Origin of the sequence: Leptolyngbya sp. CCY15150 (genome assembly GCF_016888135.1) — a bacterium.
GTDB lineage: Bacteria > Cyanobacteriota > Cyanobacteriia > RECH01 > RECH01 > RECH01.
The window spans coordinates 171,287-192,225 of sequence record NZ_JACSWB010000157.1 but is presented as its reverse complement, the minus strand read 5'-3'; the positions used below and the strand labels follow the sequence as shown (position 1 = coordinate 192,225).

The following is a 20,939-nucleotide window of genomic DNA, read 5'->3' as shown; positions in this document are numbered from 1 at the left end:
CGAAAATCCTTGCGATAATGCAAACGGAGCGATCGCTTGGAGCGTTAACCATGGTAAACCGTTCACGAATTGAACCTGGCCCAGGTCAAGAGTCAGTGTGGGACTATCCCCGTCCAGCCGTATTGGACGACTCGACCCAGCATATCCGCGTGATCTTCAATGGGGTGGCGATCGCCGACACCCATCGGGCAAAGCGGGTGTTAGAAACCAGCCATCCGCCGACGTACTACATCCCCCGTGAGGATGTGCAGATGGCCTATTTCACCCAGACTGCTCGCATGACGATCTGTGAGTGGAAAGGGCAGGCAGCCTACTACACCATAACCGTGGGCGATCGCCAAGAGGTGGACGTGGCCTGGAGCTATCCCCATCCCACCCCTGCTTTTGCTGGCATTCAAGACTACATTGCAGTCTATCCAGGACGGATGGAAGCTTGCTATGTGGATGGGGAGGTTGTGCAGGCCCAACCCGGTGACTTTTACGGCGGCTGGATCACTCAAAACATTGTCGGCCCCTTCAAGGGAGCAGCGGGCACCTGGGGTTGGTAGAGGTTCATTGACTGGATAGGTCTTGATATCTACCTAGGCGATCGCCCCTGGGTTTCATCAGTAGTCATCGAAACAACTATCGGAAACAGCCACCGAGAAAGGAGCCAGCGTGACCACAGCCACTTTAGCGATTCAACAGCGCGTGATTGAACTGCGACGGTTGCTCCAGCAGGCTAGCTATGCCTACTATGTCCTGGATGCGCCGGAGATGGATGACGCGGTCTACGATCGCCTCTATCGAGACCTGCAGGAGTTGGAAACAGAGTATCCCGACCTGGTCACGCCCGATAGCCCTACCCAGCGCATTGGAGAGCGGCCGGCGGATCAGTTCACGTCCGTGCGTCACCATATTCCCCTCTATAGTCTAGAAAATGCCTTCAATTTGCAGGAGTTGGCCAGTTGGCAGGATCGCTGGCGGCGCTTGGCTCCCGAGGCTGCTGATGTGGACTACGTCACGGAGCTGAAGATAGACGGATCAGCGATCGCCCTCACCTACGACCATGGGCTGCTGGTGCGGGGAGCCACCCGAGGCGACGGCGTCACGGGCGAAGACATTACCCAAAATATCCGCACCATTCGCACCATTCCCCTACGGCTGAACCTAGAACAGCCACCGGCTCGCCTAGAGGTTCGCGGTGAGGCGTTTCTCCCCCTAGATGTGTTTCGTCAGATTAATGAAGAGCGTCAGACTAAGGGGGAGGCCGCCTTCGCCAATCCTCGCAATGCAGCAGCTGGCACCCTGCGGCAACTAGATTCCGCCGTGGTGGCCCAGCGTCGTTTGGATTTTTTTGCCTACACCCTCCATCTGCCCGATGAGGTCGCCGGTATCGATGCACCCGCAACCCAGTGGCAGGCCCTTGAACTGCTGCAAAATCTTGGATTTCGGGTGAATCCTAACCGCTTGCTCTGCCCATCCCTAGCAGACGTGGCGGCCTATTTTGAGCAATGGGACACCGCTCGCCTCGATCTACCCTACATGACCGATGGGGTGGTGGTGAAGCTGAATCATTTTGATCTCCAGCAGCAGCTAGGCTTTACCCAAAAGTTTCCCCGCTGGGCGATCGCTCTCAAATACCCTGCCGAGGAAGCGCCAACTCGGGTAGAGCGGGTGGTGGTTCAGGTAGGACGCACGGGGGCACTGACGCCGGTGGCAGAATTCAGTCCCGTCCAGCTTGCCGGTACCACCGTGTCTCGGGCGACGCTGCACAATAGCGATCGCCTCACTGAACTGGATTTGCACTTGGGCGATACGGTGATCGTGCGCAAGGCGGGGGAAATTATTCCCGAGGTGGTGCGGGTGATGCCAGACCTGCGTCCTGCCGATGCCCAGCGCTATGAGATGCCCACCCATTGCCCCGCCTGTGGCGAGCCGGTGGTGCGCCCTGCCGATGAAGCCGTAACGCGCTGCATCAATACCTCCTGCCCTGCCATCCTGCGCGGTTCGATTAGCCATTGGGCCAGCCGGGCAGCCCTAGACATCAACGGACTGGGTGAAAAGTGGGTGGAGCAATTTATCGATCGCCACCTAGTGCAATCGGTAGCGGATCTCTATGACCTGACGGTGGAGCAGTTGCTGACTCTCGATCGCATGGGGCCAACGTCGGCCCAGAAGCTGGTGGGGGCGATCGCTCAGTCGAAGCAACAGCCCTGGCCGCGGGTGCTCTATGGCTTAGGTATTCGCCATGTGGGCAGTGTCAATGCCCAGACCTTAAGCAGCCAGTTTGCCAAGGTGGATGATTTGGGGGCAGCGGAACCGGAAGCGATCGCCGCCGTCTATGGCATTGGCGCAGAAATTGCCCAGTCGGTCTATGCCTGGTTTCGGGTGCCGGCCAACCAGGTGCTGATCGATCGCCTGCGACAGGCCGGTCTACAGCTTGCCCTGGATCCCGATCAGGTTCAACCCCAAGGGGCTCAGCCGTTAGCAGGCAAGACGTTGGTGATTACCGGCACCTTACCATCCCTAAGTCGGGAGGATGCTAAGGCAAAAATTCAGGCGGCGGGCGGCAAAGTTACCGGAACCGTGAGTTCTAAAACGGATTATTTAGTAGTGGGCAGTGATGCCGGATCTAAGTTAGAAAAGGCACAGACTCTGGGTGTTGCCCAACTGTCAGAAACACAGTTACTCGATCTTCTGTCATCATCGAATTAGCCATGTCTGCCCCCGTCAACTCCTGAAGTATGCAGCATTTCACGTCATTTAGACTGATGCCATCATGGTTCCAGTCCTTGGTTTTGCGCGATCGTTCCATGCGCCATGGTCGTCATCCCTACCGAGCGATCGCCCTTGGGATCGGTAGCTGCTTGGCTGGATGTCTGCTATCGACACCGGCCGCCGCCGCAGAACGTGTTTATTTATCGATCGGTGTTTTCGAGCGCTCGATTGCGATAGATGATTTAGAAATCTATGCTCGTGAAGGCCGGGTCACGTCCAATCTTCGTCCCTACCTGCGATACTTCACGCCCAAGGATCAAGAGCAAATGCGATCGCTGCTGCTGACACAGGCTGATGTGAGTGCTGTTGCCGTGGCTCAATTTCTCTACACCGATCAAGGCGAAGCGCTGCTTGAGCGAATCAGCCGAATCATCCGCACCCAATCTCCGGAGGCAGCTCCTCTTGCCATTCGCGCGGCCCTGATCCTGGCGGCGGATTCGGACGACGGACTAACGCCTTTGAACGTGCTCAACGAGTTTCCCCTCAACGATCTGCGCATTAGTGTCGATGCCACCCTCAACTTTGTGAGCGAGGTGGAGAACCTGATCAACCAGACAACCCAAGCAATTCAGATCATTCAAACCCAAGCCACCTTTGAATCTAGGGTAGAAACGCCGATTGACTCTATGGGCGTCCAAAACCCCCATGATGTAGGTTTATACGACTGGCAGACGGTTGCGCTGAACCTTCGCGATCGCCGCCGCGATCGCGCCTTCGCAGCAGATGTCTATGTTCCCATCACAAAAACCCTCGGCAGCCCCACGCCGCCCATGCCCGCGCCGGTGATCATTATTTCCCATGGTCTAGGCAGCGATCGCACCACCTATCGTTATCTTGCGGAACATCTTTCCTCCCATGGCTTTGTGGTGGCGGTGTTGGAGCACCCTGGCAGCAATGCCATGCAAATCCAAGCTCTTGTGCAGGGGCGAGTACGAGAAGTAACGTCTCCCCAGGAATTTATCGATCGCCCCCTAGATATTACCTTCTTGCTGGATGAACTGGAACGCCTCAATCGTAACCATCCACAACTATCTGGCCGCATGAATCTAGAGAAAGCGGGCATCATTGGTCAGTCTCTAGGTGGATATACGGCTCTTACGCTGATCGGCGGCACACTTCATGGAGTACGGTTAATTCAGTCTTGTTATGACGATAGCTGGCTTAACTTATCTTTACTGCTGCAATGCCAGGCGCTGGACTTGCCCTTGGAAACCCTCGATCAATCCTTACAAGACGATCGGATTGTGGCAGCGATCGCCATTAACCCCATTGGTAGCGGCATCATTGGCCAAAATGGTTTTAACCAAATTGAAAAACCTGTGATGGTCATGACTGGCAATGCGGATACGATCGCCCCAGCTCTGCCTGAACAAATCCGTCCTTTCACGTGGCTGGGCAGCCTCAATAAATATCTTGTGTTGATGCAAGGAGGTACCCATTTCTCGACCCTAGGTAGCTCTGCAAATGGCAGCGAAGCTCTGCTCCTGCCCTCAAATATTGTTGGCCCTGACCCAGAAATCGCCCATCGCTATGTGAATGCTATGAGCGTGGCTTTTTTCCAAACCTATGTGGCGAATGACCCTAACTATCGCGGTTTTCTGCGGGCAACCTATGCTGATAGCCTGAGTGAACAAGCTCTACCTCTGAGCTTAGTGCGCTCCCTTGATCCCATCCAGCTATCCCGTGTTTTATCCATGCCTTAAGGTTCTGGAGCGATCGCCCAATTGGAGTATCAGTTAACCGAGGGGCGATCGCAACGGGTTCAGCACTTAGCTCACCTGGGTCGTCTCCAGCAATAGCAGAAGCTCGATGACCTGGCTGATGATTTCGCCTGTATCTTAGCGGTCACGCACATTTCTTATCTCAAAGCAGCGTTTCAAACCCGCATCGAGGTACAAAAACAGGCTCAAGGGTCGCAGATTCAGTTGGTTCTGTAGAGATAATCCCTCACATGAGATGGTGTATGGCTTAACGAATAAAACCTACGGCTGAGATGAGGGGAGTTGCAGTTCAATACCGATTTTACTGCCTAGCTCAATCACTTCGTCAGCAAAGGTATTGGCAGCCGACACGCCGCCCACAATACTGCCCATCCCGATAGTGGCTGCTGTCAGCAAAGCCGTTAAGCGTTGTTTAATCCGGGGCATATTGCGCTGGTCTTCAGGTTTTTGGACTTCGTCCTCAACAGCCTTGAGGTCAATGATTAGGTTATCTTGAACCTCTGGGGGAAGCTGAGCAGCGGTTTGGCGCAGGCGATCGATCATCTGTAGCACGTCGGCAGTTGTAACGCCACTGGTTTGGGTAAAGTCAGTGGCGGTGACCGGACTGTTGTTGGCTTCGTTGACGAAGTTGCCAATATTGGCCCCTTGGTTATGGTTGGTAAACTTAGAACCTTCTGACATGGCGGTAACCTCTACGTTGTTGATAATAGTAAAAGGACTTGCATAGCCTTGGTCGAAGTCTTTATCACCTCGGTTATAGCGCCGACGAACCTCTATTGGCTCGTAGCCGTCGAGAAGCTGGCGCAGGTTGACTTTGATGCGAAGCTTGCCGATGGGGTAGTTTTGTTCACCCATGGCTTCTAGTCCCAAAAGCTCTTGGTAGTCGAGAGGGGGATGGTTGGGATAGTTAGGGACAGGTACCCATTCGGTGACCTCAAGATCGGCAAAGCTGTGATGGATTTTGTTGAAGGTGTCACGGATGAGAGAGAGAAAGACGCGGCGGGTCGTTTCGCGCCCGTTGATGGCAATAAAGATCTTTTTGTCTTCGGGGTCGGCCTTGATGCGGGCGATGTTGTAGACTTCGTCGCCCTCGCAATAGGCGAGCATGACGCCGCTGCGCCAGTGAATACCTTGGTAAATTTTTTCGTGGCTGAGCACGATGAAGCGGGAGAGGACGCTCTCGGGCAGGATGCGATAGTGATATTCAAAGTTGAGGGTATCGCCTTCTAGGCTGGTGGCTTTGGGTTCATCTTTGGGCAGCAGGCCGGGAATGAGGAATTTGGCAGAGCCGCAGTCGGGCAGCTCAAAGCAGAGCTGAAACTCCTGCATCAGCTCGGTGAGGTAGCGATGGCGATCGGGGGGATATCGATCGCCCTTCAGCACCCGGTTGAGGTCGGCGGTGGTGAGGATGCCTTTGCCCTGGGTTTTGAGGGTTTCGTCGCTGAGCAAGGCGTAGATGCCCTGGGTGACCCAGTCGGGATTGAGCACGTTGGTGTTTTGCAAAAAGTCGTGGTCACGAAAGTTGAGCACCAGTCCCAGGTTGTGGAGCAGGTCAATGAGCTGGTTTTGGCTTTGTTCTTCGCAAATCTGGTTTTGGTAGCAGATCCCGATGTATTCGCTGTAGCTAATAAAGTCGCGATCGAGGGCTTCGAGCTGTTCTTTGACCTGAAACCATGACAGGGGCAGGAGGTTGTAGACATCCTGGAGTTTGCCAACTTCTTCAGTAATTTTTGCTGTTAGCTCTGTGATGCCCTCGCCGGTTTGGCAAGAGGTTTCGATAATGTCGCAGATGTTGGGGTATTTTTGCCGCAGAGCCTGGCGGTTAATGTCGAAGGGCTGTTCGTCTTTTTTGTTGCCGACGATCAGAACAGGCGACCCGCCGCCAAAGCTTTGGATGAGTTTCAGCCAGTATTCAATGCGGTTTTCGTCTTCGCTGGTGCGGCAGTTGCAAACCAGCAGGTAGAGGCTGCGCTTGGTGAGAAAAAACTGGTGGGTGGCGTGGTAGATCTCCTGTCCACCAAAATCCCATATATTCAGGCGTACGTCTTTACTGTTGACATGGACACCCCAAGTACGGACGGAGAGTCCATCGGTTTGGGGTTCGTGAGGGTTATATTGACCCTCCATAAGCTGTTTGACTAACGAAGTTTTGCCGACGCTACCCTGACCCACCAGCAGCAATTTGGCTTCGTTGAGGGGTTTGACGCTGCCACTGCGGAGTTTTTTGAGGTAGTTAAAGATATCTTCGACTGAGCCTGGATCTCCGCTGGTTGGCCCTAGGACTTCTGGAGAAATAGGTAAAGGATTGCGCCGCAGGTCAAGGACTTCAAGCTGAGGCAGGGTTTCTAGGCATTCGGGACAATCTGTAAGGTGATTATTCTCTAGATCCAGCCATTCTAAGGCGGTGAGCTGGGCGAGGCTGTCGGGAATCGTCGTGATTTCATTGCTAGAGAGCGAAAGTTCCGTCAGATTGGTGAGCTGTGCGAGGCTGTCGGGAATCGTCGTGATTTCATTGCCAGAGAGCGAAAGTTCCGTCAGATTGGTGAGCTGTGCGAGGCTGTCGGGAATCGTCGTGATTTGATTGCTATGGAGCCAAAGTGTCGTCAGATTCGTGAGCTGTGCGATGCTGTCGGGAATCGTCGTGATTTGATTACGATCGAGCGAAAGTGTCGTCAGATTGGTGAGCTGTGCGATGCTGTCGGGAATCGTCGTGATTTGATTACGATCGAGCCCAAGTTTTGTCAGGTTCGTGAGCTGTGCGATGCAGTCGGGAATCGTCGTGATTTGATTGCTAGAGAGCGAAAGTGTCGTCAGATTGGTGAGCTGTGCGATGCAGTCGGGAATCGTCGTGATTTGATTGCTATCGAGCGAAAGTTCTGTCAGATTTTTAAGCTGTGCGATGCTGTCGGGAATCGTCGTGATTTGATTACTATCGAGCCCAAGTTTTGTCAGGTTCGTGAGCTGTGCGATGCAGTCGGGAATCGTCGTGATGTTGGTGGCGATCGCTCGCAGGTCTTTGAGTGATGTGAGTTGAGCAACCACCTCTGGCAAGTCTCCTAGGGGGTTGCCGCTGAGATCTAACATGGTTAGCTGTTGCAAGGCCGCTATTTCAGCAGGCAGCTTGCTAATGGCATTAGTCACTAGCTGAGGGGTGAGTTTGCCGTCTAGGTACTGCCATTTTTCAACCTTGCCCAATATGAGGGTTTCTAGCTGGGTCAGCTTGCCAATCTCTGGGGGCAGTTCCGTCAAGCCTCGTCCTGTCAAGTCAAGCTCTGTCCAGCCTTCGGTGGCGGCTTGGTCGATGAGTTGCAGTAGCTCGTCTTGGGACATGGCAATGTTAGATTTGGGATTAGTGATGAAGTGCTGATATCAAATCCGGTTAGACACACTCTTCATTCAAGACTGTGCAGTACCAGATGGTGCGACAAGTGGTGTCGAGTTTTGGGTCGTCAAAGAGCCACCACAGCAAACTATGGGTATCGAGCAGATAGGTTATTCCCATTGCTGGAGTTCCTCTTCGGTTAGAGGGTTAAAGAAGGCGTCGCTGAGTTTGCCGCTGAGTAGACCAGGGGTACGCAGTTCGGTGCTGCTCGATGGTGCTCGGTTGGTTTCTTGGTTTAGCCCTAGGCGAAAGTAGTGGATCAGGTCATAGATTTCGGCTAGTTTTTCTTCGGGCAAGGCTTGGAGTTCTTGCATAATGTGTTGGATCAGCATGGCTAGCTCCGAGAGGGTGCTGGAGGGGGATGTGTTCATAATGGCTCATGGGTTAGGAGGCTGTCACGAGAGAAGGCGGAAATTTTGCATAAGGCGTGTTCCAAATCTAGATCCTGATGGGTTTGACGAACCAACATCTCTCTCAGCCCTCGCGCTAAGGTAGAGACTGTTGGCTCTTTACCCGATATCCCTATGCTCCTGCACCTTAGCACCTGGCCCGAAGTTGACGACTATCTGACCCGCTCCCAGGGTTTAATTCTGCCCATTGGCTCCACAGAACAGCACGGCCCGACTGGGTTAATTGGCACCGATGCCATTTGTGCAGAAGCGATCGCCCATGGGGTGGGTGATGCGACTCAGGCATTGGTGGGGCCGACGATTAATGTGGGCATGGCGCTGCACCATACGGACTTTCCCGGCAGCATCAGCCTGCGCCCCAGTACCTTGATCTTGGTGATTCGTGATTATTTGGTGAGCTTAACCAAGGCGGGTTTTCGCCAATTCTTTTTCATCAATGGTCACGGCGGTAATGTGGCTACGCTGAAGGCGGCTTTCTCGGAAAGCTATGCGGTATTGAGCAATTTACCTATTCCAGGGGGCGATCGCGTTCAGTGTCAGGTAGCCAATTGGTATATGTGTGGTTCGGTGTATCGGTTAGCTAAGGAACTCTACGGTAGCGAAGAAGGTTCCCATGCCACGCCCAGTGAAGTGGCACTAACTCAGTACGTTTATCCAGATTCGATCAAAACAGCTTATCTTGATCCTAACGTTCCTTCGGGCTATCCTATCTACAGCGCTGCGGAGTTTCGCCGTTGTTATCCAGATGGACGCATGGGATCAAACCCGGCTCTGGCTACCCCTGATCATGGTCGTCAGCTTTACGAGCTAGCAGTGAAAGACTTGAGTCGGCAATATCTGGAATTCTTAACATCTGACTAGAAACCCACCGATGTGTTCGTCCGTCTCCACTGCCTAGGGATACCTACGGAATTCACCTGTGTCATGATGCTGAATTTCAGAGACGTATCTTGTATCCTAGGACATCATCTGAGTTGCGTGGAGATCAAGAAAGACTATGGGGCGGATGAAAAACCTTGTTGTAGGCTGCGGTGTGGCGGTGCTTGGCATTCTTAGTGTTCCAGCGATCGCTCAAGAGGTATGCCTGGCCCAAACCTATGGGCAATCGAGCAATGCTCGCCGCTATGGCACCGATGGCACCGATGGATTTCGTGGACGGGAGGGGCGATCGGGGCAGGATGGCCAAAGTCGTACCCTGGTGTTAGACGGCAGTCCGGTCAACCTCAATCTATCGGGTACCGATGGCGGAGATGGGGATGATGGCGGCAATGGGCGATCGGCTTTTTGCGGTTGGCAACCCCGCGATCGCAGCGATGTGCGGGCAGCCAATGGTGGCCAGGGCGGCAATGGTGGCCAGGGCGGCAATGGCGGCAATGGTGGATCGGTGACGGTGTATTACACAGATCCAACTCAGTTGCGATCGCTCTCGGTGATCGCGGCAGGGGGCCGGGCCGGACGAGGCGGACGACCGGGCTATGGGGCGGCGGGCTGTCGCTGTGAGCGCTCCTACTGGGAGGAAGAGGTTTGCACGGGCACGCCAGGCAGCGCGAATCGCAGTTGTCGAACGGAGCGCTATCGCTGTCGGGATGGTGCCGATGGTCGCAATGGGCAATCGGGTCGTAATGGTCAGCCAGGGCAGTTGGGACGGTTGACGCTGGTGCAGCAGGCGGAACCGTTGGCACCGGATAACCCTAACATCACCTTCAGCCTGTCTCGCTTCCAGCAACAGCCGGTTTCCCTATCTCGCAATATTTGGGCGACGCGGCGGGGAGCCTCGACGCTGCTGGCCAGTGGATCGATCGTGGCGGATGAGTATCGTGAGTTTGTGGGACGGGCGGAGCAAACGGTGCAGCTCAACTGGGCAGCGGAGCGATCGCTCTCGGAGGTGGCCAACGAGTCGCTGGGTCTGGAGCTATTGGAGAATCAATCGGTGCGGGTGACGGTGCCGGAAGATGTGTGGCTGGTCGGCGATCTACAGTATGAGGAGTCTGTGGCAACCTATACGGTGTCAGAACTGGTGCTGCGCAGTGAAGCAACTCAGCTGGCGGTGGGTGAGTTCTCGGGCAGTGGTGCAGATCTACAGTTGAGTGTGGTGGATCTGGCGGACAAATCTGATGTGGTGGCGACGCGGTTTGAGCTACGCTACCGCTCAACGGAGGATCGGTTTGGCGATCGCGGCCGCTTTGGCACGCGCTATGAGGGAGAGGTTCCAGCCGAGTGGGTCACCCAAAATTTCAACCGCTTTTCCATTGATCTAGGACAGTTGCCCATCGATGCTCGCTATCGCCAGTCGGGGGTGCGGGTGGAGATTGAGCTAAAGGCGATTCGTTCCCTCGGGGGGCAATCGGCGGAACAAACCATGAGCTGGCGCGGCTCGATCTAGGGCTAGCGGCAATCTGCCTACTCCTAGGCAGGTTAAACAAGGGGCCTAGGCCCCTTGTTCGCGCTTGGTCAAGATTGGTCAATCTATGCCGCCCAGTCCTAACCGCCTTCCCAACGGTCAGCTTCCGTAAATCCTCCTAGACTAGAGATAGGTCAACCCTGGAGATGGAGGTGCTTATGGGACAGTCACAATGGGATCTGGGTCGCTTTGTGAAAACCCTTTCATACTACGGGGTGGTGCCGATCCTCAGCAGTTTTGATTGGTTTCAATCTATGTTCGACAGTCGCCCCAACCCCACCCTCTCGCCGACAGCGATCGCGTTTTCGTCCACGTCCAACGCTTTGCCCAACACCGTGGTTCTTCTAGGCAATGTGCCGCCATCGGTGGGACAGCCGTTGCTGGATGCGGGCTATCAGCTGCGATCGCTGGTGACAGATGCAGCTACCCAGCGCGTGGTCTGGGGCGATCTAGCGGATCAGGTGGACTGGATTGAGACCGAGTGGACGGATCCTAAGCTGCTGGCCAAGGTCTTGGCCGATGGCCAGGGTTGGGTCTATGGCAGTGCCGCGACGACCGTGGAAGCGGTGCAGGCAGATCCGGCTTGGCAGGGGTTAACCCAGGCGATCGCCCACCTGTCGTCGAGTCCGGAGGCGTTGACCACGGTTTTTGATTTCAGTCATCCTAGCCCCTCAGTGCAAGACATCTGGGGCGCGCTGGATGATGTGGTCATGGGCGGTGTCAGTCAGAGCGGCATTCGCTTGGTGGGCACATCGGCGGTCTTTGCCGGTACGGTGTCCACGGCCAATTCCGGCGGCTTTGCGTCCATTCGCACCCGTAACTTTACGCCACCGCTGGATTTTTCGGGTCATGCTGGAGTGCGGCTGCGCCTGCGAGGCGATGGTCAGCGTTACAAGTTCATGCTGCGCATGGCGGATACCTGGGACAGCGTGGCCTATTGCTATTCCTTTGATACCCGCGCCGATGACTGGATGACGGTGCGCATCCCGTTTGAGGAGTTGATTCCAATTTTTCGGGCCAAGACGGTGCCGAATGCGCCAGCGCTCGATCCCCGTCATATCTGCGCCATCCAACTGATGCTCAGCAAGTTTGAGTATGACGGCGCGCTCAATCCTCACTTCCAGGCGGGGGCGTTTCAGCTTGAGCTGCGTTCGGTGGATCTGTATCGTTCTGCCCAGGCACCGAGCGATCGCCCCTTGGTGATCCTCTCGGCTGTGCCCTCTCCTGAGTCTTTGGTGGCCATGCTGGATACTGAAACCGTGACCCCTCATGGGTTGACCTGGGACGAGAGCGATCGCCTAGCGGCGGTGCTGCAAGAGAACCTACAGAACGGATAGGCCGATACTTGAACCCGCCTAGGGTTGCACTTGGGTGAAAATGGCTTGGGCGACGCGATCGCTGACGCCGGGTTGCCCTAGGGCTTGGCGCACTTGGTCATAGTCCGCCTGCATCTGCTGCCGTCGTTCGGGGTTGAGCAGGAGGTCTAGGGTGGCTTGGGCGATCGCTTGGGGCGTGGCGGCGTCTTGCAAAAATTCTGGCACCACGGGCTTCATCACCGCCAGATTTGTCGGCGACATGAAGGGAATGGAAAAATGCAGCAGGTGGCGGGCAATCCAGGCCGTGAGGGGATGGACGCGATAGAGCACCACTTGGGGCACGTTCATCAGGGCCGTTTCTAGGTTCACGGTGCCAGATTTACCAATGACCACATCCGCAGCAGCGATCGCATCGTGGGCTTGGCCGTCTAAGACCGTGGCGTGGAGGCCATAGGTTTGCACCGCTCGCTCCAGGGCCGGGCGATAGGCAGCTAGGGAGGCGGGTATCCAAAAGTGGACATCGGGTACTTGGTCTTGGATGCGGCGGGCAGCGGCAAACATCACCGGCAAGAGGTATCGCATTTCTTGGCGACGGGAAGCGGGCAGGAGAGCGATCGCGGGTTGATCCGTAGACAGCCCCAAACGCTGGCGAGCATCGGCCCGGGTGGGTGCTTCGGAGACCCAGTCGAGCAGGGGATGGCCCATCCAGGCTACGTCTGCACCATGGCATTGGTAGTAATCGGCTTCGGCTTTAAAGATGGCCAGGATGCGATCGCTCAGGCCAATAATGCGTTGGGTATTGCGAGGGCTGAGCGACCAAACCCATTCCTGAGGAGCAATGTAGTAGAGCATGGGCACCTGGGGAAAATGCCGCTGCACGGCACGCCCCACCCCCAGGTTGACGCCGAAATAATCAATCAACACGACCACATCCGGAGGCGTCGCTGTTAGCTGGGCTCGTACGCGGTGCTGGATCTTTAGACCCGAGAAGAGAAACGGGATCGCCTCTAAGATGCCGACGGAGCCGATGGCGCTGGTATGCTCAATCAACGTTGCCCCAGCAGCGGCCATGCGATCGCCGCCCAGGGCCAAGATGTCGAGCGGCTGGTTCATCACCTTGGCCTGGCGCAGCAACGCCTGCACCAAGCGCGATCCTTGCAAATCACCCGACACTTCACCGGTGCTAATAAAGATGCGGATGGGTCGAGATGGCTCATCGGCATCCTGCAATCCCATCAGCCTTCAGCCTCCCGACGGGTGCGGCGCACGCCAGGAATGAGCCCCCGTCGTTGGGATAGGCGCGACTGGCTAATAAAGTGGGTAAAGTGCTGGAGATGGGGATTGTGGGGCAGTTGCTCCAGCTTAGAAATGGCCTCGTCCAAGGACAGCCCCGATCGGTAGACTAAGCGAAACGCCTGCTTCAGCGATCGCAGCACTTCCCCGTCTTGCAACTCACTGAGACCAGCCCGTTTCAAGCCAACTTGGTTGAGCGATCGCACCCGAGATGGGTTGCCTTCCACCAAGGTATAAGGCGGCACATCTCGATCAATCCGGCTCATGCCTCCCACCATCGCCAGCCGTCCGATATGGACAAACTGATGCACCCCCAGCACGCCGCTGATCCGCGCCTGGGATTCAATATGCACATGCCCCGCTAGCGCCACCCCGTTGGCAATAATCACGCGATCGCCAATGGCGCAGTTATGCCCCACATGCACATAGGCCATGAGCAAATTGCGGTTACCGAGAGAGGTAGCTTCTCCCGATCCCGTGGCTCGGTTGATGGTGACATACTCGCGGATGCAGTTGTCATCACCAATCTTGACCAGGGTTGCCGATCCGTCATATTTGAGATCTTGGGGTTCGAGACCGATGACCACGCCTGGATAGATTTGGTTACGGGCACCAATTTCAGTCCAGCCATCGAGGACAACATGGGGGCCGATGGTAGTTCCTTCCCCAACCTTGACGCCTTCTCCAATCACCGCATAGGCCCCGACCTTCACCGTTGGGTGTAGGTTCGCCTCAGCATGGATCACAGCAGTAGGATGAATCAGGGTAGTCAAGGAACCTCTCCAGTGGCTCATCGTTTCAGCACCGGGTAAACCGCTGGAGCTGACCATAGCCATTAAAAAAATTATAGATAGTACAAAAACGCGATCGCCAGCCTGGGATGATCTGGCAGGAACTGAACTGCATCCAGCTTAATCCACTATGGAAAACATTAATTCTCCTTCTGCAACAAGCTGCCCATCGACTTCAGCCCGTCCCTGCATTTTGCCAAAGCGCCGTCGCCGCACGCAGATGAGTTCAACGGTCATCACCAGTTGATCCCCTGGCACCACGGGCCGCCGGAAGCGGACTTTGTCGATGCCTGCAAACATAAACAGTCCTTCGGGGCAGTCGGGAATCTGGGTGAGGACAATGCCGCCCACCTGGGCCATGGCCTCCACAATTAATACGCCGGGCATGATCGGCCGTCCTGGAAAATGCCCCTGGAAATGAGGTTCATTAAACGTGACGTTTTTAATACCGATGGCTGACGTTCCAGGAATGTAGCTAACGATACGATCAACCAGCGCGAACGGGTAGCGATGGGGCAGAAGCTGATGGATCTCTTCTAGGCTGAGGCTTGTGGCCGGAGCTGAAACGTCTGGCTCGGCTGAATCCAAGGCTGGATCCAGATGATCGGTCGAGGTCTGTAGGTCAGTCAGTGTAGACATGGGCTAGTTTTAAAAAAAGGCATCGAACACAACAGTACAGTAAGGAACCCTCAAACTGCCTATCATCCGTCCATGGTGCAGTTAGACTGCTGAGTGATCCGGCTAGACAACTGGTGGGCAAACGCGGTGTGTAGCCGATGACTAGCTTTGTAGGCGGTGATGTGAGCCTGGGGGAATAGCCCGATCAGGCTAATATCTCCTACTAAGTCTAAAAGCTTATGGCGCACTGGCTCATTTGAAAATCGTAGGGGTGGGTTGATCCATCCCTGGGTTCCACAGACGAGGGCATTGTCTAGGCTACCACCCTTGATGAGGCCGGCCCGCTGAAGTTGTTCAATTTGATCGGCTAGACCAAAGGTTCTGGCTGGAGCGATCGCGCTCTGGAAGGGATGTTGACTAGGGCTCCAGCTTTGCCATTGGTTACCGATCGCCTCTAGGTCAAAGTCGATACCATAGGTGAACCGCAGGTCTGGAGCTGGCATTCCCACCACAAACGCATCTCCTTCTTGTACCCAGAGAGGCTCGTCTAGCACATAGCGGGAGCGGGGAGCGTCTTGACGAACCAAACCGGCTTGAGCGATCGCCTCCACCCATTCAAGAGCCGATCCATCCAAGAGGGGTACTTCAGGGCCATCGATCTCAATGGAGAGGTTGTCTACGCCCAAACCGGCCAGGGCCGCCAGCAGATGCTCCACGGTTCTCACCGTAGCAGAAGCGATCGCCAGTTCTGTCGAGAGCTGGGTTTGATGGAGAGCGCTCACATGAGCGGGAATCCTAGGGCGACCAGGCAAATCTACCCGCACAAAGGAGCGCCCCAGAGATGCCGAGGCTGGGCAGAGCCGCACGGTAGTTTGTAGCCCTGAATGCAGGCCCACCCCCGATCGCTCGACCGACGTGGCGAGGGTGTGCTGCCAAGGTGATGCTAAACCATGCTGACGGGGATGATCATCTAAATCCCCATGACTCTGCTCTGCCTGCGGCTCTGCTCCCATTAGAACCGTTCTCCAATGCCAAAGTGGAAACGACCATCGCCATCATCGCTAACGCCATAGTCGATGCGGATGGGGCCGAGGGGAGACTGGACACGAATCCCAGCGCCAATGCCAAAGCCTGAGCCGGGCTTGCCGCGCACATTAGCGGGCTGTCCCGGTACATTGTCGGCGGTTCCCAAGTCGGTGCCAAAGTCTACAAACAGCGCTCCACCAACGATAGATAAAACTGGGAAGCGATATTCTGCTGTGGCCTGGAGGAAGCTACGACCGCTGCCCACTTCACCCGAACCATAGCCGCGGACGGAGTCGGTTCCCCCGATGGAGAAGGCCTCGTAGGGAGGGAGGTCACCAAAGACCGTACCCACCTGCACGTTGAAGGCGAGGGTTTCGGAATCGTCTTCTCTAAAGCTGGTGAAGTTCACCGGGAAATAGCGGCTGTAGCTAGCCCGCAGCCGGTTGAACAGAATGCTGCCGCTGCCAATGGGAACGCTTTGTTCGGTACCCACTCGCAGGACAGAACCGCTGGTGGGCTGCAGAGGATTGTTGCGCTGGTCGTTCACCAAGCCAAGCTGCAAGATAAACAGATTATCCGTACCATCCTCATCGAAGCTCAGTTGGTTGCCGAGGGCATCGAAGGGGTTAATATCACCGTCAGAGTCTCGCACCGATACGCGCTGCACCTCAAGCCCCAAGGAACCGCGCCAGTTGTCCCAGCCCAGCCATTCGTCTAGGGGACGGGTAAAGCTTACCCCACCGCCTAGTCGGTCAATCCGGGGGCGATCGCCGGCTTCAATATCGTTAGGATTTTCATCGTCAGGCAAGCGCACTTCCGGATCGCCACCATCAAAGACCAGGGAGATCGAGCGGCGGTTAAAGGCATTAACGGTGTAGGAGGTTTGATAGGGATCACCGCCAATCCACGGATCGGTGAAGTTGACGTCAAACAGGAAGCCCCGTTCACCCACCTGCACCTCAGCGCCCAAACGCTGGTTGTTGCCGCCGAGGTTGCGTTGCTGATAGCTAACGGTACCAAAAATACCCGTTGATCCGCTAAAGCCCAAGCCCGCTGCCAGGGAACCCGTATTGCCTTCTACCAAGCTAACGACAACGTCCACCTTGCGCGGATCCTCACCGGGAGCTAGGGCTAGGCGCACATCATCGAAGATGCCAAGGTTAAAGACTCGCTGTAGATCCTGGGAGATTTGGTTTTGGTTGAAAACATCACCGGGCTGGGCCTCCAGCTCTCGGGTGACGATAAAGTCGCGAGTTCTGCCCGTAATCGGCTCACCATCTTCATCAACGGTTTCACCCGTTTCGTCAATAAACTGCACCCGAACGTCTTCAATTACCCCTTCGGTAATATCTAGGGTAACGACGCCATCGCTACTGACATCCGGTGCGTCTACAACCTGAGCCAGAATGTAGCCTTCGGCTTGATACCATTCGTTCAACCTGCGAATGCCACCATCCAAACGGCGGAGGTTGAGGGTCGTGCCATACTGGTCGCCAAAGATCTCATCAAGTTGTTCAGGAGGCAACACCTGGGTGCCAGGAGCCTGCACCGATCGCAGCACTGGGTTGGGGGTCACCTCATAGGTCACCCGGACACCAAGGGGCGTATCCGACGGCACGGCACGCACATTGGAAAACCAGCCGGTTGCAAAAATGGCGTTGATGTCTTCTTGCAACTGAGAGCGGGTAGCGGTACGCCCTGCCTGGGTGCTGATTGCCTGATAGACTTCGTCCTCTAGGTCTCCTTCTGCGCCAACCACCACGACTTCGGCCACCAACACCCGAGTTTCTTCGTCGTCAGCCCCGACATCGCCGGCGGGTGGCTGGGGGGTGGGAGTGGTTGGTGTGTCGCTGGGGGGGGTGAGATCTAGGTCAAGGGTGGGGGTAGGGGTGATCTCAAATTCTAGAGCGTCGGGATCATCGTCTTCTCCAGGGCCCACCTGAGCGATCGCTGCTGGTGCGGAAAACTCTGGCTCTTGGGCGATCGCTGCCGGTTCTGCGGCTTCTAGGTCAATCGCTTCTAGGTCGTCAATCGAGGGTGAAGCCACGCCGTTCTCATCGACGATGGCCTCTGGGCTGGGCATGGCTGGGAGGCGATCGCTGCCATACCCGACTGGGCTAAATAGCGTCCTGGACGCGCCTGAAGAATGGGCTTGAGTTTCATTAGCTTCGAGGGTAGCGCTCTCTGGAGCAGCAGTGGCAGCGGTGGCCAGGCCCAGAGTCGTCGAAACCGTCAAAACTGCCAGTAAGACAGGGGAAAATTGCATAGTTGAGTTTCTACTTGCTTGTCCACACACCACGGTCTGCCAGAGGCAGAACTAGCGCTACCAATGCCAATAGGCGATCGCTGGATGCATCGGTTGAGGCTGCAGGTGCGAGCCATCATCGATCAATCTGCAATTAGCAGAGCTACATCTGATCACAATTGGTAAACGCAAAGATTTTACAGCATTGCTACCCATTCCCAACATGTCAATTTCAAGCCGAGTCTGTGACCTCATCGAGAAGCCACCGATTTCAACCTCCTAGGCAGGAGGCTCATGCTTCGAACTTGAAGCCCTGGGGTACTGGATCAACACCCTAGGGCCGACGCTGACCGTGGGACTCTCGAACAGCAAAGCTGTATGCTAGCTAGTTGATACCTTAGACGCGGTTTCCTTTGATCCGTTCCAAGACCTGTTGATAGGCAGCCTCAACCTGACCTAGATCCTGGCGAAAGCGGTCTTTGTCCATCACCCGTTGGTTAGGATCATCCGTTGCCTGGTTCCATAATCGACAGGTATCCGGGCTAATTTCGTCAGCTAAAATCACCCGTTGGTGACTATCGACCCCAAACTCTAGCTTGAAGTCTACCAGGGTAATGCCGCAGCTTTGGAAGAAGTCGATCAGCCGTTGATTGATCTGCAAGGCTTGGCTCTGAAGCATTTCAAGCTGTTCCGGCGTAGCTAGCTCCATCAGCAAGAGGCGATCGCGGGTGAGCAAGGGATCGCCTAGGGCATCATTTTTGTAATAAAACTCAACGAGGGGCTGGGGCAAGACGGTGCCCAGGGCAATGCCGGTTTGTTTGCACAGGCTACCGGCAGCGATATTGCGCACCACCACTTCAATGGGCAGAATCGTGACCGCCCGGACGCGCATCTCGGTTGCGCTGGGGCAGTCAAGAAAGTGGGTGGGGATGCCGCTTTGCTCTAGAACCTGGAAAAGATAGCTAGAAATTTCGCAGTTGATGGCCCCTTTGCCAACAATCTGCCCGCGCTTCTGGGCATTAAAGGCCGTAGCGTCGTCTTTGAAGCGGGTCAGCAACACCTCTGGATCATCGGTGCGATAGAGAAGTTTGGCTTTGCCTTCGTAGAGTGGTTCAAGCGCAGACATGGGATGTGGTTCAAAACTTAAGGACATCAGGCACCCGGTACCTGGTTTGATTGTACGCGAGTTAGGCATCGCCTCGGGGCGATCGCTAGGGTAGACATTCGTAAAGCTGGTAGAGGTGCCCGGTGCGGTAGCGCTGATCCTCCACCTGCTGGCAGGGGGGCGCTGGCTCCGCCGTTGAGGTAGATAGATTCAGGGTTAACGGTAAACCACTAGGGTTGGTATTCGGGGTGAGCACCGTCCAGAGATTGGCGGGCCGCGGCACGTTTCCGCCTAGCTCCGCCAGTTGTCGCCATACGGGACGATAGCCGGCGGGACGATGAATAAAGCCTAGTTGAATAGAGGTGGGGGAGGTGGGTAACCGTGGAGCCTGGCGATCGATCGCCACGGCAAAGCTGAGGCCTAGAGCCACATCTTGGAAGGATTGATCAACGGTTAAAACAGCTAGGGAGCGATCGGGGTTTGAGTAGAAGGTTTGGGCTACGCGGTCGGGATAGTAGGGTTTTTGGAACGCTAGACCGTAGCTGACGAACAGACTGCTGATGACGCCAACGAGACCTATCCCCCAGAGGAGCGATCGCCGCTGGATTTTCCAGGGTTCGGGCAGGGTGAGCAGGGCACCCAGCAGAAGACAACAGCCGGGATAGTAAACGAAGCTGTAGCGGGGCGCGAGGGTCAGGTCTTTGCCCAAACCATAGACAATGGCTAGAAATTCCAGCACCATACAGAGCGTGAACCCAGCTAGTAGGGCAATGGCTGGGTGGCGGCGGGCCGATTGTCGGAGGGCGATCGCCGGCTGCCAACAGCGCCAAACGATGACACTAAAGACGAGGAGCATCAGCACACCAGACAGCAGGATGATCGGTAGGGGCTGATGTTCAACGGGCAGCGCCACCACCATGAGAATCCATCCCATCACCAGTTGCAGCAAGGGCATGAAGCGATCGCCCCAGGTGGGATCAACGATGGTTAGCCAACTGGCTTCCGGACGGTTGAGGTGGGCCCAGAAGGTGGGCAGCCAAGGCACATAGCCCAGAGCCAGACCCATGAAAGTGATACCAATCCATCGCCAGCCAGCATAGCTCACCTGCTGCTCTTGCCAATCGTGCCACAGTAGCCAGAGGATGAGGGTGATCCCTTGGGCAGCGATCGCCAAGGCCACAAAGTAATGCACGTAGAGACCCAAAAGACTCAGACCCACCCAGGCTAGCCACAGGGGCCAGCGTCGATGCTGTCGCTGGAGATCCTGCTGCATTTGCACCAGGGCAGCGAGGGAAAGCGTAATCAGCAGCATGGGTAGGGTATAGTGGCGCGCCTCTTGGGACAGGTAGACGGCAAAAGGGGAGACGGCCATCAGCAGGGCGGCGGCTAACCCCGTGCGGGGGGAGAGGGTGACTCGCCCCAGCCAGTACATAGCGGCAATACAGGCGACACCGATCAGAGCTGGGAGCGATCGCACTGCCCAGGCTAGATCAAGGCGATCGAGGGGCAGCCAGCGCAGCCATTGATGCAAGGCACAAAAAAAGAGGGGTGGATGGTTAGAATCAGTAGCAACATGTTGGGTAATCTGGGCACAGGTGGCGGCGGCATTCAGGCTGAGCAGATTTGCCATGTCGGTGACGGGCCACCAGGTTTCTCGGGGAATGTCTGCGGAGTTGCGCCCTAAACTAAACAAAACCGTGAGCATCTCATCCAGCCATAGGGGCTTTTGCCCCAGGTTTAAAAACCGCAGCCCGGCTCCCACCAACAGGATTGCGGACAAGGCGCGATAGTGGTGCTGGGGATGGCTGAGGTGGGGTTGCTTGAGACGGGGTTGGGTGGAAGTCACGCGCTTTATCATAGGTGGACTGGAG

15 protein-coding genes are annotated in these 20,939 nt (G+C 55.9%); 6 read left to right on the top strand and 9 right to left on the bottom strand.

Annotated features, from left to right (window positions below):
- Positions 1–50: 50 nt before the first annotated feature.
- From JUJ53_RS08450 to JUJ53_RS08440, 3 genes are all read left to right on the top strand, one after another.
- A complete protein-coding gene (locus tag JUJ53_RS08450; RefSeq protein WP_204151549.1) occupies positions 51–548 on the top strand; it encodes a DUF427 domain-containing protein in 498 nt (165 codons plus the stop codon).
- Positions 549–657: 109 nt separating this feature from the next.
- Entirely contained in the window at positions 658–2,697 is a 2,040-nt protein-coding gene (ligA, locus tag JUJ53_RS08445; RefSeq protein WP_204151548.1) for an NAD-dependent DNA ligase LigA, read from the top strand.
- A 56-nt stretch (positions 2,698–2,753) separates the two neighbouring features.
- Positions 2,754–4,463, top strand: coding sequence for an alpha/beta hydrolase (locus JUJ53_RS08440; protein WP_204151547.1), 1,710 nt, complete (start codon positions 2,754–2,756; stop codon positions 4,461–4,463).
- A gap of 279 nt (positions 4,464–4,742) precedes the next feature.
- Here JUJ53_RS08440 and JUJ53_RS08435 read toward each other — a convergent pair whose 3' ends face one another.
- Positions 4,743–7,811 (bottom strand): COR domain-containing protein, encoded by a 3,069-nt coding sequence (locus JUJ53_RS08435; RefSeq protein ID WP_204151546.1) that lies wholly within the window; start codon positions 7,809–7,811, stop codon positions 4,743–4,745.
- A gap of 162 nt (positions 7,812–7,973) precedes the next feature.
- A complete protein-coding gene (locus JUJ53_RS08430; protein WP_204151582.1) occupies positions 7,974–8,195 on the bottom strand; it encodes a hypothetical protein in 222 nt (73 codons plus the stop codon).
- 192 nt (positions 8,196–8,387) lie between these two features.
- Between JUJ53_RS08430 and JUJ53_RS08425 the strand changes: the two genes are divergently transcribed.
- The 3 genes from JUJ53_RS08425 (at position 8,388) to JUJ53_RS08415 (ending at position 12,011) form a co-directional block, all read left to right on the top strand.
- Positions 8,388–9,134 carry a creatininase family protein gene (locus tag JUJ53_RS08425; protein ID WP_204151545.1) on the top strand — a complete coding sequence of 249 codons (747 nt, stop codon included), beginning with the start codon at positions 8,388–8,390 and terminating at the stop codon, positions 9,132–9,134.
- A gap of 145 nt (positions 9,135–9,279) precedes the next feature.
- Positions 9,280–10,656 (top strand): collagen-like protein, encoded by a 1,377-nt coding sequence (locus JUJ53_RS08420; protein ID WP_204151544.1) that lies wholly within the window; start codon positions 9,280–9,282, stop codon positions 10,654–10,656.
- A 176-nt stretch (positions 10,657–10,832) separates the two neighbouring features.
- The gene (locus JUJ53_RS08415) at positions 10,833–12,011 is read left to right on the top strand and encodes a CIA30 family protein (protein ID WP_239124882.1); all 1,179 of its coding nucleotides are present in this window, start codon (positions 10,833–10,835) and stop codon (positions 12,009–12,011) included.
- 18 nt (positions 12,012–12,029) lie between these two features.
- On the opposite strand, the gene lpxB is transcribed toward JUJ53_RS08415, so the two are convergent.
- The 7 genes from lpxB to JUJ53_RS08380 form a co-directional block, all read right to left on the bottom strand.
- Entirely contained in the window at positions 12,030–13,226 is a 1,197-nt protein-coding gene (lpxB, locus tag JUJ53_RS08410; RefSeq protein WP_239124881.1) for a lipid-A-disaccharide synthase, read from the bottom strand.
- Positions 13,226–14,056, bottom strand: coding sequence for an acyl-ACP--UDP-N-acetylglucosamine O-acyltransferase (gene lpxA / locus JUJ53_RS08405; protein ID WP_239124880.1), 831 nt, complete (start codon positions 14,054–14,056; stop codon positions 13,226–13,228). The genes lpxB and lpxA overlap by 1 nt, the downstream gene beginning before the upstream one ends.
- A 138-nt stretch (positions 14,057–14,194) precedes the next feature.
- Complete coding sequence (fabZ, locus tag JUJ53_RS08400; protein ID WP_204151543.1) at positions 14,195–14,713, bottom strand: 3-hydroxyacyl-ACP dehydratase FabZ; 519 nt, start codon at positions 14,711–14,713, stop codon at positions 14,195–14,197.
- Positions 14,714–14,775: 62 nt separating this feature from the next.
- On the bottom strand, positions 14,776–15,705 hold the full coding sequence (gene lpxC / locus JUJ53_RS08395; RefSeq protein WP_204151542.1) for a UDP-3-O-acyl-N-acetylglucosamine deacetylase: 930 nt from the start codon (positions 15,703–15,705) through the stop codon (positions 14,776–14,778).
- Complete coding sequence (locus tag JUJ53_RS08390; RefSeq protein ID WP_204151541.1) at positions 15,705–17,984, bottom strand: BamA/TamA family outer membrane protein; 2,280 nt, start codon at positions 17,982–17,984, stop codon at positions 15,705–15,707. Before JUJ53_RS08390 ends, lpxC begins: the two co-directional genes overlap by 1 nt.
- 376 nt (positions 17,985–18,360) lie before the next feature.
- On the bottom strand, positions 18,361–19,089 hold the full coding sequence (gene purC, locus JUJ53_RS08385; protein WP_204151540.1) for a phosphoribosylaminoimidazolesuccinocarboxamide synthase: 729 nt from the start codon (positions 19,087–19,089) through the stop codon (positions 18,361–18,363).
- 85 nt (positions 19,090–19,174) lie between these two features.
- Entirely contained in the window at positions 19,175–20,914 is a 1,740-nt protein-coding gene (locus tag JUJ53_RS08380) for a glycosyltransferase family 39 protein (protein WP_204151539.1), read from the bottom strand.
- Between the last annotated feature and the right edge of the window lie 25 nt (positions 20,915–20,939).

Coding starts and splice junctions, on each gene's coding strand:
- fabZ (WP_204151543.1), bottom strand. CDS start 14,713: ATGTCTACACTGACTGACCTACAGACCTCGACCGATCATCTGGATCCA.
- JUJ53_RS08440 (WP_204151547.1), top strand. CDS start 2,754: ATGCCATCATGGTTCCAGTCCTTGGTTTTGCGCGATCGTTCCATGCGC.
- JUJ53_RS08420 (WP_204151544.1), top strand. CDS start 9,280: ATGAAAAACCTTGTTGTAGGCTGCGGTGTGGCGGTGCTTGGCATTCTT.
- JUJ53_RS08435 (WP_204151546.1), bottom strand. CDS start 7,811: ATGTCCCAAGACGAGCTACTGCAACTCATCGACCAAGCCGCCACCGAA.
- purC (WP_204151540.1), bottom strand. CDS start 19,089: ATGTCTGCGCTTGAACCACTCTACGAAGGCAAAGCCAAACTTCTCTAT.
- JUJ53_RS08430 (WP_204151582.1), bottom strand. CDS start 8,195: ATGCTGATCCAACACATTATGCAAGAACTCCAAGCCTTGCCCGAAGAA.
- JUJ53_RS08425 (WP_204151545.1), top strand. CDS start 8,388: ATGCTCCTGCACCTTAGCACCTGGCCCGAAGTTGACGACTATCTGACC.
- lpxB (WP_239124881.1), bottom strand. CDS start 13,226: ATGGGATTGCAGGATGCCGATGAGCCATCTCGACCCATCCGCATCTTT.
- lpxC (WP_204151542.1), bottom strand. CDS start 15,705: ATGGGAGCAGAGCCGCAGGCAGAGCAGAGTCATGGGGATTTAGATGAT.
- JUJ53_RS08390 (WP_204151541.1), bottom strand. CDS start 17,984: ATGCAATTTTCCCCTGTCTTACTGGCAGTTTTGACGGTTTCGACGACT.
- JUJ53_RS08415 (WP_239124882.1), top strand. CDS start 10,833: ATGGGACAGTCACAATGGGATCTGGGTCGCTTTGTGAAAACCCTTTCA.
- JUJ53_RS08450 (WP_204151549.1), top strand. CDS start 51: ATGGTAAACCGTTCACGAATTGAACCTGGCCCAGGTCAAGAGTCAGTG.